Here is a 14,257-nt window from a genome sequence, read left to right as displayed (position 1 = left end):
CGTGGTGCGCAGGGGCTCCGCCTGGTTGCGGAACCGGTAGTCGCGGATCCGTTCGTTGAGGGGCGACGTGCGGCCCCCGCCGGGGAGGTCGTTGAAGTCGGTCGGTCCCTTGATCCCCTTGATGAGCTTGTCGCACCGGATGTTGAACCGCGGCGCGCCCTCGACCGCGGGCCCGGGGACGAGCACGAGCGAGACGGCGAGGGCGAGCGTCGTCGCGACGACGCAGGCCACGGCGCGGCGGAGCCGCTCCCAGGGTGCTCCCGCGCGTCGGCGCGGGTCGACGGTGGTGTCGGTCTGCTGTGTCACAACGCTCTCCCTCTGAGGCGCCGGTGCCGAGGTGTCCGGTCGTCGTCGTCACGGGCACCGGATCGACGGTAGCCCGGGGTATCTGGTCGTGCGACCGGAGCCGGTGCGCCGGGCACACATCTCAGGACGCGTGCGGTGGCGACCGGTGACATTGATTGCTGGGAGCAACTAAAAGGAGTAAGGTGCGCACAGTTCCCACACCTCTCGTCCCCGAGGAGGCCGCCGCGTGTCCGGCGCCCGCAACGAACCGAATTCCACCGCCATCTACGCCACCGCGCTGACCGCGTTCTTCGCGATCGCCGGCATCGCCGTCGTCGACCCGATCCTGCCGATCATCGGCGCGGAGATCGGCGCGACCACCTGGCAGATCGAGCTGCTCTTCACCGCCTACATCGCCGTGATGGCGGTCGGCATGATCCCCGCCGTGCTGGCCACGGGGAGGTTCGGGTACAAGAAGATCCTCGCGGCCGGGGTGAGCCTCGTCGCGGTCGCCGCGATCCTCGCCGCCCTGAGCACCACCATCGGCCAGCTCGCCGCGCTGCGGGGCCTGTGGGGTCTCGGGAACGCGATGTTCTTCGCCACGGCGATGGTGCTGCTCGTCTCGCTCGCGAACGACCGCGAGTGGGTGGTCGGCATCTTCGAGACCTGCGTCGGCCTCGGCTTCGCCGTCGGGCCGCTCATCGGCGGCCTGCTCGGCTCGATCAGCTGGCGGGTGCCGTTCTTCGCGTGCGGCCTGTTCATGATCGTCGCCTTGGCGGTGTCGGTCACGCGGCTCAAGGACCCCGTCGAGAAGCCGTCCCAGCTGCGCGTCGGCCAGGTCTTCGCCCTCTTCCGCCGGCCCGCGTTCCTCGCGCTGTCCGTCGTCACCGCCACGTACAACTTCGTCTTCTTCGTGATCCTGGGCTACACGCCGATCTTCCTCGGGCTGGACGTCGTGCCGCTGGGCCTCGTCTTCACCGCGTGGGGCCTTGGCCTCGCGTTCGGCATCCTCGTCGTCGGGCACAGGCTGGCCCACACGATCGGGGCGGTGCAGACCCTGGGCGTGGCCGTCGCCGGGGTCCTCGTCATGACGCTCCTGCTCGCCCTGGGGCTGCCGACGGCGGCCTCCGTCGTCGTGCTCGTCGTCGCGGGCGTGTTCATGGGCATCGCCAACGCGATCCTCACCGACCTCTCGCTGGCCCTGGGCGACCCGGACCGGCGCGTGACGACCGGCGCCTTCAACCTCGTGCGCTGGGGCTTCGCGGCGCCGGCCCCGGTCATCGCCGGACTGCTGCACCCCGTCGGCGCGTCGGCGCCGTACTGGGTGGGTGTCGCGGTGCTCACCGTCGGCGTCGTCGTCTTCCTGCTCACCGCGCACCGGATGGCCGGCCCGCTCGGCGAGCGCGTGCTGTGGTCGCGCTGGAACCGCGCCGCGCGTGCGGTCGAGGGGACGCCCGAGGAGGCCATGTCCGAGCTGTGACGCCCGGATCCTCCTTTCGGCGGATACCGCGGGGAACTCCGGGGGCGTATCGTCCGTTGCGCCCTTGCGTCACGACAGCGGAGTCGTGCCCCGTCCTGCCGACCGCCGTCCTGGAGTGAGCGTGTTCCGACTTGCCCGACTGTCCCTGGCGAACCGCGCCGTCGTCGCCCTGGCGACGATCGCGATCTTCGTCTTCGGGGTGCTGAGCCTGGGCTCCCTCAAGCAGGAGCTCATCCCGTCCCTCCAGCTCCCGGCCGGCGCCGTCGTCGCCGTGTACCCGGGGGCCTCGCCGGAGGTGGTCGAGGAGCGCGTCACCGAGCCGCTCGAGGCCGCCGCGCAGTCGGTGGAGGGCATCGAGTCGATCGGCTCGACGGCGTCGACCGGCAGCTCGGTGACCACCGTGCAGTTCGAGTACGGCACCGACATGGACGCCGCCACGCAGCGGCTGCAGACCGCGATCACGCGCACCCAGTCACAGCTGCCCGAGGACGTCGAGCCGCAGGTGATCACGGGCTCGCTCGACGACCTGCCCGTCATCCAACTCGCGGCGGCCGGGGTCGACGGCTCCGTCGACGCGGCCGAGCTGGCCGACACCGTCGACACGGTCGTGGTGCCCGCGCTCGAGGACCTCGACGACGTGCGCTCCGTCGCGGTCACCGGCGGCGAGACCGACCAGGTGCTGGTCGACGTCGACGCCGAGAAGCTCGCGGCCGCGGGCCTGACGACGCAGGACGTCTCGACCGTCCTCGAGGACAACGGCGTCGTGCTGCCTGCCGGCACCATCACGGACGACGACGCCACCTACTCCGTGCAGACCGGGTCGAGCATCGAGAGCGTCGAGGACCTCGAGGGGCTCCCGCTCGTCGTGGACCCGGCCGCCGCCGCGGCGGCGGGCGAGGCCACCACCGGCGACGCGACCGGCGGCACCACCGGTGAGATCGGCGACGGCTCGTCCGCCCCGCCGGCGCCCGCCACCATGTCCGACGTCGCGACCGTGGAGGTCGTGCCCGTCGAGGCGTCGTCGTACTCCCGGCTCGACGGCGAGCCGTCGCTCGGCGTCGCCATCACCAAGACCCCGGACGGCAACACGGTCGAGGTCTCGCACGCGGTCCAGGACGCGCTGGACGACCTGCAGCCCGAGCTCGAGGCCGCGGGCGTCACCACCGCCGTCGTCTTCGACCAGGCCCCGTTCATCGAGGAGTCGATCGAGGGCCTCGCCACCGAGGGCGGGCTCGGCCTCGTCTTCGCCGTGATCGTGATCCTGGTCTTCCTGCTCTCGCTGCGCTCGACCCTCGTGTCGGCCGTGTCGATCCCGCTGTCGCTGGCGGTGACCTTCCTGGTCATGAACCTCACCGGGTACACGCTGAACATCCTCACGCTCGGGGCGCTGACCATCTCGATCGGACGTGTCGTCGACGACGCGATCGTCGTCATCGAGAACATCAAGCGGCACCTGTCCTACGGCGAGGAGAAGAAGGCCGCGATCCTCACCGCGGTGCGGGAGGTGGGCGGCGCGATCGCGGCGTCGACCATCTGCACGGTGGCGGTGTTCGCCCCGATCGCCCTCGTCGGCGGCATGGTCGGCGAGCTGTTCCGGCCGTTCGCCGTGACGGTGGCGATCGCGATGCTCGCGTCGCTGGTCGTGGCGCTGACGATCGTCCCGGTCCTCGCGTACTGGTTCGTCAAGACGCCCGTCGTGGCCGCCGACGAGGCCGAGGCCGAGGCCGTCCGCGAGGCCGCCGAGGCCAAGGAGCGCCGCGGCCTGTGGCAGCGCGCGTACGTGCCGAGCCTGGGCGCCGCGCTGCGCCACCCGTGGGTCACGCTCGTCGTGGCGGTCGCCGTCCTCGGCGGCACGCTCGCCCTGGTGCCGCGCCTGGAGACCAACTTCATCGGCGACAGCGGCCAGGACACGGTCACGGTCACCCAGACCTTCGAGCCCGGAACCTCGCTCGAGGCGCAGGACGCCGCAGCCGCCGAGGTCGAGGACGCACTGGCCGACGTCGACGCCGTCGAGAGCGTGCAGAGCACGGTCGGCACCGGCGACGCCGCGCAGGCCGCGTTCATGGGCGGCGGCTCCGAGCCGCAGGCCACCTTCGCGATCACGCTCGACCCCGAGGCGGACGGCGTGGCCGCGCAGGACGAGATCCGCGCGGCGGTCGAGCCGCTCGCGGGCGGCGTCACGACGGCGGTCAGCGTCTCCGGGGGCGACTCCGGCTTCGGCGGCACCACCGTCGACCTGGTCGTGCAGGCGAACGACGCCGACGACCTCGAGGAGGCGGCGAGCGCCGTCGAGGACGCCGTCGCCGACCTGGACGGCGTGGCCGAGGTCAGCAACGACCTGGCCGCCGCGCAGCAGGTGGTGCAGGTGACGGTCGACCGCGAGGCGGCGGCCGAGCTCGGCCTCACCGAGACGCAGGTGTCGGGCATCGTGTCCGGCGCCATGCAGCCGGAGCAGACCGTCGGCGAGGTCGACCTGGGCGACGGGCCCACCGACGTCGTCGTGAAGACCGGCGACGCGCCGGCCACGCAGGGCGAGATCGAGGACCTCGAGATCCCCACCGCCACGGGCACGGTCCCGCTGACCGACGTCGCGACGGTCGAGCGGGTGGACGTGCCCACGTCGATCTCGCGTACCGACGGCGAGCGCTCCGCGACCGTCTCGGTCACGCCCGAGACGCAGGACGTCGGCACGCTGAGCGCCGAGATCACGACGGCCACGCAGGACCTCGACCTGCCGGCCGGGGCCACCGTCGAGGTGGGCGGCGTCGCGGCGGACCAGGCGGACGCCTTCGCCGACCTGGGCCTGGCCCTGGTCGCGGCGATCGCGATCGTCTACCTCGTCATGGTGGCGACGTTCGGCTCGCTCGTGCAGCCGCTGATCCTGCTGGTGTCGGTGCCGTTCTCGGCGACGGGCGCCCTGCTGGCGCTGCTCGCCACGGACACGCCGCTGGGCGTGCCGGCACTGATCGGCGTGCTGATGCTCGTGGGCATCGTCGTCTCCAACGCCATCGTGCTCATCGACCTCATCAACCAGTACCGCGAGCGCGGGCGATCGGTCGACGACGCGGTGCGCGAGGGGTCGCGCAAGCGGCTGCGGCCGATCGTCATGACGGCGCTGGCCACGATCTTCGCGCTGACCCCGATGGCCGTCGGCCTCACCGGGGGCGGGGCGTTCATCAGCCAGCCGCTGGCGCTGGTGGTCATCGGCGGCCTGATCTCCTCGACGCTGCTGACGCTGTTCGTCGTGCCGGTGCTGTACACGCTCATCGAGCGGCGCAAGGACCGTCGCCGGGCCAAGCGCGACGCGCGGGCGCTGCGCCGGGCCGAGAAGGCCGCGGCCCGGGCGGAGGACAAGGCCGAGCGCGCCCGCGTCGAGGCGAAGATCGCGGAGCAGAAGGCGGCGGAGGCCCCCACCGCCGGGTGACCTCGCCGGTCGAGCCTGTCGAGCCCCGGTGAGGGTCTCGACAGGCTCGACCGGCGAGGGCTCAGGCGTCGCGGCGCTTCAGCGTGACGGCGGCGACGGCGAGCAGGACGACCGTGTACCCGGCGAGCACCCCGTAGCCCACCCACGGCTCGAGCAGCGTGTCGGGCGTCGGGCCGGTCGAGATGACCCGCTCCCCGGCCACGCTGGGCAGCAGCTTGTTCACCCAGTCGGTCCACGCGGCGTCGGACGCACCGACGACGATCGAGAAGATCAGCGGCAGCACGAAGAAGATCGCGACGAGCGTGAAGATCGCCCCGGCGCTGTGCCGCATCAGGGTGCCCACCGCCAGGGCGAACGCGGCGACGGTCGCGAGGTAGAGCACGCAGCCGCCGAGGGCGCGGAGCTGCTCCGGGTCGGAGAGGTCCACCGGCAGGTCCGCCGCGTCCAGGATCGGGAGGGTCACGACGTAGGCGATGGCCAGCGCGACGGAGATCACGACCACGACGGTGACGACGATGACCACGAGCTTGGCCCACAGGGCGGGCAGCCGTCTCGGGACGGCGGCGAACGTCGAGCGGATCATGCCCGTCGAGTACTCGTTCGTGACGATCAGGGCCGCGAGAACCGCCACCGCGAGCTGCCCGAACGAGTAGCCCAGGGTGATCACGAAGGTCCCCGACATCCCGGCGGCCTGCATGGCGGGATCCTGCGACATCCCCTCGGCCATCTCCGGGGTGTCGGCCGCGAGCCGCATCAGCGACGCCATCATGAGCGCGAACCCGACCATGACGACGGCGGTGACGACCACCGTCCAGATCGTGGAGCGCAGGGTGCGGAACTTGACCCACTCCGCCCGCAGCACGCGCGTGAACGTGACGCGGTGCACGGTGACGGCGGGCGCGGCAGTGGCCGGCGCGGTCTGCTCGGTGGCGGTCATCGGGACCCTCCCTCGGCCGTCGCGGCGGCGACGTCCTCGGCCATCTCCTCGGCCAGGTCCTCGGACCGGTACTCCACGGCGTCGGCGGTGAGCTCCATGTACGCCTCCTCCAGCGTGGACACCGTCGGGGTGAGCTCGTGCAGGACGACGCCGGCGGCGGCCGCCGTCTCGCCCACGCGGGCGGCGTCCACCCCCGCGACCTCGAGCGCGCCGTCGTCGCCCGCGGTGACCTCGGCGCCCTCGCGGCGCAGCGCCTCGGCGAGCACGCCCGACTGCGGCGAGCGCACCCGCACGGTGCGGGCCGACGCGCCGTCGAGCAGGTCCTGCACGGTCATGTCGGCGAGGATGCGGCCCTTGCCGATGACGAGGACGTGGTCGGCGGTGAGCGCGACCTCGCTCATGAGGTGGCTGGACAGGAACACGGTGCGGCCCTGGCTCGCCAGGTACTTCGCGAGGTTGCGCACCCACAGCACGCCCTCGGGGTCGAGCCCGTTGACGGGCTCGTCGAGGATGAGCGTGCGCGGGTCGCCCAGCAGCGCGACGGCGACGCCGAGGCGCTGCCCCATGCCCAAGGAGAAGCCACCTACGCGCTTGCGGGCGACAGAGCCCAGCCCGGTCAGCTCGATCACCTCGTCCACCCGGGCGGGGGCGATGGCGTGGGTCGCCGCGAGGGCCTGCAGGTGCTGGCGCGCCGTCCGGCCGGGGTGCGCCGCCTTGGCCTCGAGCAGGGCCCCCACCTCCGCCAGCGGGGCGCGATGCTGGGCGTACGGGCGCCCGTTGACCGTGACCGTGCCCGCGGTCGGGCGGTCGAGGCCCATGATCATGCGCATCGTGGTCGACTTCCCGGCGCCGTTGGGGCCGAGGAAGCCCGTGACGATGCCGGGCTGCACGGTGAAGGTCACGTCGTCGACGGCGAGCTTGGGTCCGTAGCGCTTGGTCAGGCCGTGTGCTTCGATCATGTCGCCCCTCGGGGTGGCTGGATCCGGCAGAACGTACGACTCGTCACGAGCCTACGGCCGGAGGCGGCCACGGTCACGGACGGGTCTCGATGTGAGGGAGGCCCCCGGGAACCTATTCGTACGTCCAGGCGTTCCCTACGATGGATCGCACGGCCAGCGACCCGGCTCTGCGCGCGACGCCCCGTCGTCCGTACCCGGCAGCCGCGACCAGGAGGAGTTCATGACCAACCCCGTCTTCTCGAAGAGCGACGTCTTCGGCGAGCCCCGCCGTACCGGCGCGGTCCGCGGGGGCACCGCCACCGCGCCGCAGTACGGTCAGACCGCCTACCAGGCGGGCACCATGGGCGCCCAGGCCGCCGACGCCGCGACGCTCGAGAACATGTACGGCGCCCCGTCGGCCACCACGGCCGACACCAAGCGCCTCACCTACGACGACGTCATCATCAAGACCGGCGGGCTGCTGGCCCTGCTGATCGTGGTCGCCGCCGCGACGTGGAACTTCGCGCCGGGGCTGTGGCCGATCGGCATGATCGTCGGCCTCGTGCTGGGCCTGGTGAACGCGTTCAAGAAGAAGCCCAGCCCGGCGCTCATCGTCGCCTACACGGTGGCGGAGGGCGTGTTCCTCGGCGGCATCTCGCTGTTGTTCGGCTCGATGGCGGCGGTGGGCGGTACGGCGCCGTCCGTCATCGTGCTGCAGGCGATCGTGGCCACCATGGCGACGTTCGCCGCCGCGCTGTTCCTGTTCAAGTCCGGCAAGGTGCGCGTCACCCCGAAGTTCACGCGGTGGCTGCTCGTCGGGATGGTCGGCTACCTGGCGTTCTCGCTCGTCAACGTGGTCCTCATGTGGACCGGCGTCGCCGGGGGCGAGTGGGGCCTGCGCTCCGGCCCGATCGGCATCATCGTGGGCCTGGTGGCCGTCGGCCTCGCCGCGTTCTCGCTGATCATGGACTTCGACTCCATCAAGCGCGGCGTGGAGCAGGGCGTTCCCGCGCAGTACGCGTGGTCCGCCGCCTTCGGCCTCATCGTCACCCTCGTGTGGCTGTACCTGGAGATCCTGCGGATCATCGCCATCTTCAACAGCGGCGACTGACGGCGGGGCATCTCCCGACGTCCGGGCCTCACCCCGGATCACGCGGCCGGTCACCCCTCGGGGTGGCCGGCCGTCGTCGTGCGCACGGGCCGGGCGGGCGGGTTGCGGTGCGACGTGGCGGGGGTCGTCATGGCTGTTCCTCGGGAGAGAGCGGGCGGGTGGCGTCGCCCAGGGCCGTGACGCCGGCGACGAGCATGTCGACGAGGACGTCGAAGCTGCGGTCCAGGTCCTCGGGGAGGCGGAAGCCGCCGGAGAGCTCGAGCTGGACGAAGCCGTGGACGCCGGAGCGCACCGAGCGCACGGCGTCGATCACCCGGTCGTCGGGGAGGCCGAAGCCCTGCAGGACGGCGGCGACCAGCGCGACGACCCGTGCCGCGGACGCGCGGTGCTCGGCGTCCTCGGGGGCGTCCGGGTCGGGCGCGAGCTGGACGGCGGCGAACCGGCCGGGATGGTCCTGCGCGTAGGCGCGCCAGGTCCGGGCGAGGGCGCGCAGGGCGTCCGGTCCGGCGCGCCCGATCGTCGCCGCCGCGCTGGCGGTGGTCAGCTCCTCCAGCGCGACCAGGGCGACGTGCCGGCGCAGGTCCGCCAGGGAGCCCACGTGCTTGTAAAGGCTCGGCGCCGCGACGCCCGCCGTGGCGGCGACCTTCGCGAGAGTGAGGTCCGCGAGGCCGGTCGCCCCGCCGGCGTCCACGAGGTCGGCCGCGATGCGCACGACCGCGTCCCGGGACAACCCCGCCCTAGGCACGGGCGCAGCCCTGCTCGCCGGCCGTGCCGGCCGCGCCCTGGTCGCCCGCCGGCAGGGCGGCGAGGAAGTCGAGGACCGCCGGTGTGACGACGTCGGGCGCCTGGTGCTGCGGGTAGTGTCCGACGCCGGGGACCAGCACGCCCTGGGCGCCGAGGGCGTCGCGCATGTCGGCGAGCGCGGCGGCGGCGTCCTTGTAGTCGGGGTCGAGCTCGCCGACGACGACGAGCGCCGGTGCCCGCACGCCGGCCACCCGCGGCTCGACGACCGAGTGGTCGAGAGCGACGGCCAGGTCGCGGAACGAGCGCAGCCGCGCCGGGTCGGCCAGGCTGCGCCGGATCGCGGCGACGTGCGCGGCGTGCCGCGGCGAGCGGCGGCCCTTGGCGAACATCGACGTGTAGAGCCACGCCCACGCGGCGGCGCCCCAGGGCCGGGCGAACAGCACCCGGTACAGCGCGCGGTACGTCGCCTGGGCCGCGGGGGAGGCCGTCTCGCGCAGGTGCGGGGCGATCAGCACCAGGCCGCGCACGAGGTCGGGCCGGTCGGCCGCGGCGACGACGGCGGCGGACCCGCCCATGGAGCTGCCCATCAGGACGGCCGGGCCGGCGTCGAGGTGCGTGACCAGGGCGACCAGGTCGGAGGCGGTGGCCTCGTCGCCGTGCGCCCGGAAGGTGGTGTCGGAGTCGCCGTGCCCGCGCAGGTCGGCGACGACCACGCGGAGGCCGGCGCCCGTCAGGGCGGGCACCAGGTCGTCGTAGGTGGAGCGCAGGTCGCCCATGCCGGGGACGGCGACGACGAGCGGGCCGGTGCCCGTGTCGGTGTAGGCGATGCGGCCCTGGGGGCGGGTGAGGTACCGGATCTCGTTCGTGGTCTGCGTCATAGCCATAAAGCTAATGCTATTAGCCGAAGCGCGCAAGAGGGTCTCGTCAAGAAAAGTTCGGTGCGTGTGTCGATCTCGCGGTTCCCCGTTCGACCTGGGGATGAGAAGGTCGCCGGGAGGGTGACCGCGATCACGACAGGAGCAGGACGATGCCGAAGTACATGCTGATCATGCGAGGGACCGACGAGGGTCAGGCCGCCTACGAGCAGATCGACTTCACCAAGGTCATGGAGGACATGGGCCGGTACAACGAGTCCATGATGAACGCGGGCGTCCTGGCCGCGGGCGAGGGGCTCTCCGACGCGTCCGAGGGCGCCGTCGTCGACTTCTCCTCCGAGACGCCGGTCGTCACCGACGGCCCGTACGGGGAGACCAAGGAGCTGTTCAACGGCTTCTGGATCGTCGACGTCGCCACCAAGGAGGAGGCGATCGAGTGGGCCAAGCGGGCGCCCCTGAGCGGCCCCGGCACCAAGCTCGAGGTGCGCCGCGTGCACGGCCCCGACGACTTCCCGCAGGACAACGAGTGGGTCGAGAAGGAGAAGGGCTGGCGCGAGCAGCAGGCCCAGCGCGCCCAGTGACCGCCGTCGTACCGCACGACGAGGGCCGCGCCGACGACGGCGCGGCCTCTCGTCGCGTCGTCGAGGCCGTGTGGCGCATCGAGTCCAGCCGCATCGTCGGCGCGCTCGCCCGGTACACGAACGACCTCGCCCTCGCGGAGGACGTCGCGTCGGAGGCGCTGGCGGAGGCCCTCGTCGCCTGGCCGCGCGACGGCGTCCCCCGCGACCCGACGGCCTGGCTGCTCGCGACCGGCCGCCGCCGCGCCATCGACGCCTTCCGTCGCCGGTCCGGGCGCGACGAGCGGTACGCCGTCCTGGCCCGAGACCTGGACGAGGGCGGCGTCGTGACCGGCGGTCCGGGGTCGGTGCGCGGCGCCGGTCCCGACACGGACCTCCTGTGGGACCCGGACCGGATCGACGACGACCGGCTCGCGCTGCTGTTCGTCGCCTGCCATCCGGTGCTGTCGAAGGAGGGCCGGGTCGCGCTCACGCTCCGGGTGGTCGGCGGCCTCACGAGCGAGGAGATCGCGCGGGCCTTCCTCGTGCCGGTGCCCACGGTGCAGGCGCGCATCACGCGGGCGAAGAAGACGCTCGCCGCGGCCCGGGTGCCGTTCGAGGTGCCGGCGGCCGCGGACCGGGCGGAGCGGCTCGCGTCGGTGCTGAACGTCGTCTACCTCATCTTCTCCGAGGGGTCGACGGCGACGGCCGGCGAGGACTGGATGCGCCCCGACCTGGCCTACGAGGCCGTGCGGCTCGCCCGCGTGCTGACCCGGCTGGTGCCCGACGAGCCCGAGGCGCACGGCCTGCTCGCCCTGCTGGAGCTCACGGCGGCCCGCTTCGCCGCGCGGACGGGGCCGGACGGCGCGCCGGTGCTGCTGGAGGACCAGGACCGGCGGCGGTGGGACGCGTCCGCGATCCGCCGCGGCCGGGAGGCCCTCGGCCGCGCGGTGGCGGTCGGTCGGGGGCTGGGGCCGTACGGGCTGCAGGCGGCGATCGCCGAGCAGCACGACGTCGCGCCGTCGGTCGCGGGCACCGACTGGGAGCGGATCGTGCTGCTGTACGAGGCGCTGGGGCGGGTGGCGCCGTCGCCCGTCGTCGAGCTCAACCGGGCCGTCGCGGTGTCGATGGCGTCCGGGCCGGCCGCCGCTCTGCCGCTGGTGGACGAGCTCGTCGCCACCGACGTCCTGCGCGGCTCCTACCTGCTGCCGAGCGTGCGCGGCGAGCTGCTCGCGCGGCTCGGCCGGGCGGCGGAGGCGCGGGCCGAGCTGGAGCTCGCCGCGCGCCTGTGCGGCAACGCTCGCGAGCGCGGGGTTCTGGAGGCCAAGGCCGCCGCGCTCTGAGCCCCGGGCTGTCAGAGCCACGTGGGGCCATGCCGTCACCTGGCTCGGACAGGTCGATGGTACCGCGAGCTGTCAGAGCCACGTTGCGCTATACCCTCACCTGGCTCTGACAGGTCGGCGGGGGATGGTCGCGACGGCGACGCCGGTCAGCGCCAGCACCCCGCCGACGAGCGCGGCGGGAGCGGGGACCTCGTCCAGCAGCGCCCAGGACATCAGGACGACGAGCGCCGGGACTGCGTAGGTCGAGGCGGCGGCGCGCCCCGCGCTCGACCGGGACAGCACGTACCCCCAGGTGCTGAACGCGATCGCCGTCGGGAACAGCCCGAGGTAGACGATGCCGAGCACCGCCGACGTCGGCGCCGCGGCGAGCTGGTCGACGAGCGCGGGCAGGAACGGGAGCGTGACGACCGTCCCCGCGAGGCAGCCCAGCCAGGTCATGGTCAGCGCGTCGAGGTGGGGGAGCAGCCGCTTCTGCAGCGTCGCCGCCCCGGCGTACAGCACGGCCGAGGCGAGCCCGAGCAGCACACCCGCGGCGTCGAACTGCCCCGCGGACGTCGCGACGGCGATGAGGAGCACGCCGGTGAACGCCACCGCGATCCCGACGAGCAGGCGGCGCGGGAAGCCCTCGCCGAGGAACAGCCCGGCCAGGACGGCGACCAGCATTGGCGCGATGTTGACGAGCAGCGCGGTCGTCCCGGCGTCGAGGTGCTGCTCGGCCGCGTTGAGCGTGAGGTTGTAGCCGCCGAACCACGCGACCCCCCACACCGCGACGAGCGCGAGCAGCCGCCCGTGCGGGAGCCGGCCTCGCGCCGGGATGCCGCCCGCCGCGGGCGTCGTCGCGCGTCGGCGGGCGCGGACGACGGCGACCATCGCCGTGAGCGCGACGGATCCCACGGCGACCCGGCCGAGCGTGAGCGGCCCGGCGTCGACGTCGTGCCCCACGGCGCGGATCGCCACGAACGCGGACGCCCACAGGACGACCGTCGTGGCCATCGCGAGGAGCGTGAGCCCGCCGCGGGTGGTGGGCGGCGCCGGGGAGGTGCGCGGGGTCGTCGCGGTCATGAGGAGATCGTGCCCCGCGAAGTCCCGTCAGCACCAGTTCACGTTCCTTCCGCACCGTTCAGTGGCGCTGTAGTGTCGTGCGCATGCTCGACGTCCACCGGCTCCGGGTCTTCCGCTCCGTCGTCGCGAGCGGCTCCGTGGCGGCGGCCGCCGCCAACCTCGGCTACACGCCGTCCGCCGTCAGCCAGCACGTGGCGGCCCTGCAGCGCGAGACGGGGCTGCAGCTGCTCGCCCGGCACGGCCGCGGCGTCCGTCCGACCGCGGCCGGGCAGGCGCTCGCCGCCGAGGCGGACGGCCTGCTCGCACGGCTGGGGGCCGTGGAGACGTTCGTCGCCGACCTGCGCTCGGGGCGGTCGGGCAGCCTGTCCGTCGCGTACTTCGCGTCCGTGGGTGCGGCCTGGCTGCCGGCGGTCGTGAGTACGCTCACGGCCGAGTACCCCGGCGTGCGGCTGGACCTCGAGCTGACCGAGGAGATCCCGACCGACCCGACCCGGCGGGCCGACCTGCAGCTCGCGGTGGCGCGGCCGAACTTCGAGCCCGCGGCGGGCACCACCGCCCACCACCTGCTCGACGACCCGTACGTCGCCGTCGTCCCGGAGCGCCACCCGCTGGCCGGCCGGGACGAGATCGAGCTCGCGGAGCTCGTCGGCGACCGGTGGATCGACAACGACTTCGCGCGCGGGTGGTGCCGCCGCAACCTGCTCGAGGCCTGCCGCGCGGCCGGGTTCGCCCCCGCCTTCACCGTCGAGGCGCACGACTACCCGACGGCCCTCGCCTTCGTCTCGGCGGGCATCGGTGTCACGGTGCTGCCGTCGCTCGGGTCGGCGCACCCCGCCCCCGGCACTGTCGCCGTGCCGGTGGTCAAGCCCGTCCCGGTGCGGTCCATCTACGCCCTGGTGCAGGACGCCGTCGCCGACACGCCGCCGGTGCGGTCGGCGCTCGCGGCGCTGCGCGAGGTCGCGGGGGTGCCGGTGGCGGCGTCCCGTTAGGCTGGACGGCGCACCGCCGCCGGGCATCCGGCGGCTCCCGGACGAAGACGAGGTACCCCTGTGACCACGCTCCCCACCGCCACCGGCGGCTTCGGCGACAAGCCCGAGATCACGTTCCCCGAGGGCGACGCCCCCGCGGGCCTGCAGGTGCAGGTGCTCGCCGAGGGCACCGGCCCGGTGGTCGACGCCGGCCGCACCATCGTCGTCAACTACCTCGGCCAGACCTGGGCCGGCGGCGTGTTCGACAACTCGTACGACCGCGGCCAGACCATCGACTTCCCGATCGGCGTGGGCGCCGTCATCGGCGGCTGGGACAAGGGCCTGGTCGGCCGCAACGTCGGCGACCGCGTGCTGCTGTCCATCCCGTCCGAGCACGGCTACGGGCAGCGCGGGGTGCCGCAGGCCGGCATCCCCGGCGGCGCCACGCTCGTCTTCGTCGTGGACGTCGTCGGCGTCCGCTGACCCGACCGTCACCCGATCGCCGAACAGGCGGTTGCCGCCGTATTCGCGCC

At 73.6% G+C, this 14,257-nt stretch carries 13 protein-coding genes; 7 read left to right on the top strand and 6 right to left on the bottom strand.

Annotation, left to right across the window (positions count from 1 at the left end; genetic code table 11):
* Window positions 1-306: hypothetical protein (locus tag ABD254_RS02255; RefSeq protein WP_344245206.1), on the bottom strand; the 306-nt coding region annotated here is incomplete at its 3' end.
* Between the two features lie 226 nt (window positions 307-532).
* On the opposite strand from ABD254_RS02255, the gene ABD254_RS02250 reads away from it, so the two are divergent.
* Window positions 533-1,765 (top strand): MFS transporter, encoded by a 1,233-nt coding sequence (locus tag ABD254_RS02250; RefSeq protein WP_344245204.1) that lies wholly within the window; start codon window positions 533-535, stop codon window positions 1,763-1,765.
* Between the two features lie 121 nt (window positions 1,766-1,886).
* Window positions 1,887-5,189, top strand: a complete 3,303-nt coding sequence (locus tag ABD254_RS02245) for an efflux RND transporter permease subunit (protein ID WP_344245202.1) — start codon at window positions 1,887-1,889, stop codon at window positions 5,187-5,189.
* 61 nt (window positions 5,190-5,250) lie between these two features.
* Here the strand turns inward: ABD254_RS02245 and ABD254_RS02240 are convergent, their stop codons facing one another.
* Together ABD254_RS02240 and ABD254_RS02235 are read right to left on the bottom strand one after the other, a co-directional pair.
* Window positions 5,251-6,126, bottom strand: a complete 876-nt coding sequence (locus tag ABD254_RS02240) for an ABC transporter permease (protein ID WP_344245200.1) — start codon at window positions 6,124-6,126, stop codon at window positions 5,251-5,253.
* Complete coding sequence (locus tag ABD254_RS02235) at window positions 6,123-7,085, bottom strand: ABC transporter ATP-binding protein (RefSeq protein WP_344245198.1); 963 nt, start codon at window positions 7,083-7,085, stop codon at window positions 6,123-6,125. The genes ABD254_RS02240 and ABD254_RS02235 overlap by 4 nt, the downstream gene beginning before the upstream one ends.
* Before the next feature lie 220 nt (window positions 7,086-7,305).
* Here ABD254_RS02235 and ABD254_RS02230 point away from each other — a divergent pair, with 220 nt between their 5' ends.
* Window positions 7,306-8,175, top strand: coding sequence for a Bax inhibitor-1/YccA family protein (locus tag ABD254_RS02230; protein ID WP_344245196.1), 870 nt, complete (start codon window positions 7,306-7,308; stop codon window positions 8,173-8,175).
* 127 nt (window positions 8,176-8,302) lie between these two features.
* Here ABD254_RS02230 and ABD254_RS02225 read toward each other — a convergent pair whose 3' ends face one another.
* Both ABD254_RS02225 and ABD254_RS02220 read right to left on the bottom strand, forming a co-directional pair.
* Complete coding sequence (locus ABD254_RS02225; RefSeq protein ID WP_344245194.1) at window positions 8,303-8,887, bottom strand: TetR-like C-terminal domain-containing protein; 585 nt, start codon at window positions 8,885-8,887, stop codon at window positions 8,303-8,305.
* A gap of 25 nt (window positions 8,888-8,912) precedes the next feature.
* Window positions 8,913-9,797 carry an alpha/beta fold hydrolase gene (locus ABD254_RS02220; protein ID WP_344245192.1) on the bottom strand — a complete coding sequence of 295 codons (885 nt, stop codon included), beginning with the start codon at window positions 9,795-9,797 and terminating at the stop codon, window positions 8,913-8,915.
* 149 nt (window positions 9,798-9,946) lie between these two features.
* On the opposite strand from ABD254_RS02220, the gene ABD254_RS02215 reads away from it, so the two are divergent.
* Both ABD254_RS02215 and ABD254_RS02210 read left to right on the top strand, forming a co-directional pair.
* Window positions 9,947-10,375, top strand: a complete 429-nt coding sequence (locus tag ABD254_RS02215; RefSeq protein ID WP_344245190.1) for a YciI family protein — start codon at window positions 9,947-9,949, stop codon at window positions 10,373-10,375.
* Complete coding sequence (locus ABD254_RS02210; RefSeq protein ID WP_344245188.1) at window positions 10,372-11,694, top strand: RNA polymerase sigma factor; 1,323 nt, start codon at window positions 10,372-10,374, stop codon at window positions 11,692-11,694. Before ABD254_RS02215 ends, ABD254_RS02210 begins: the two co-directional genes overlap by 4 nt.
* 96 nt (window positions 11,695-11,790) lie before the next feature.
* Here the strand turns inward: ABD254_RS02210 and ABD254_RS02205 are convergent, their stop codons facing one another.
* Window positions 11,791-12,756: a DMT family transporter gene (locus ABD254_RS02205; RefSeq protein ID WP_344245186.1), complete on the bottom strand. Its 966-nt coding sequence runs from the start codon at window positions 12,754-12,756 to the stop codon at window positions 11,791-11,793.
* Window positions 12,757-12,839: 83 nt separating this feature from the next.
* On the opposite strand from ABD254_RS02205, the gene ABD254_RS02200 reads away from it, so the two are divergent.
* Both ABD254_RS02200 and ABD254_RS02195 read left to right on the top strand, forming a co-directional pair.
* Complete coding sequence (locus tag ABD254_RS02200) at window positions 12,840-13,745, top strand: LysR family transcriptional regulator (RefSeq protein WP_344245184.1); 906 nt, start codon at window positions 12,840-12,842, stop codon at window positions 13,743-13,745.
* Window positions 13,746-13,805: 60 nt separating this feature from the next.
* Window positions 13,806-14,207: an FKBP-type peptidyl-prolyl cis-trans isomerase gene (locus tag ABD254_RS02195; protein WP_344245182.1), complete on the top strand. Its 402-nt coding sequence runs from the start codon at window positions 13,806-13,808 to the stop codon at window positions 14,205-14,207.
* Window positions 14,208-14,257: the final 50 nt, after the last annotated feature.

Source organism: Isoptericola hypogeus (assembly GCF_039531145.1).
GTDB lineage: Bacteria > Actinomycetota > Actinomycetes > Actinomycetales > Cellulomonadaceae > Isoptericola > Isoptericola hypogeus.
This window is presented reverse-complemented; position numbering and strand designations above follow the sequence as displayed.

Excerpts from the sequence above, each read along its gene's own strand:
- ABD254_RS02240 (WP_344245200.1), bottom strand. The coding sequence starts at position 6,126 with ATGACCGCCACCGAGCAGACCGCGCCGGCCACTGCCGCGCCCGCCGTC.
- ABD254_RS02200 (WP_344245184.1), top strand. The coding sequence starts at position 12,840 with ATGCTCGACGTCCACCGGCTCCGGGTCTTCCGCTCCGTCGTCGCGAGC.
- ABD254_RS02230 (WP_344245196.1), top strand. The coding sequence starts at position 7,306 with ATGACCAACCCCGTCTTCTCGAAGAGCGACGTCTTCGGCGAGCCCCGC.
- ABD254_RS02215 (WP_344245190.1), top strand. The coding sequence starts at position 9,947 with ATGCCGAAGTACATGCTGATCATGCGAGGGACCGACGAGGGTCAGGCC.
- ABD254_RS02220 (WP_344245192.1), bottom strand. The coding sequence starts at position 9,797 with ATGACGCAGACCACGAACGAGATCCGGTACCTCACCCGCCCCCAGGGC.
- ABD254_RS02205 (WP_344245186.1), bottom strand. The coding sequence starts at position 12,756 with ATGACCGCGACGACCCCGCGCACCTCCCCGGCGCCGCCCACCACCCGC.
- ABD254_RS02235 (WP_344245198.1), bottom strand. The coding sequence starts at position 7,085 with ATGATCGAAGCACACGGCCTGACCAAGCGCTACGGACCCAAGCTCGCC.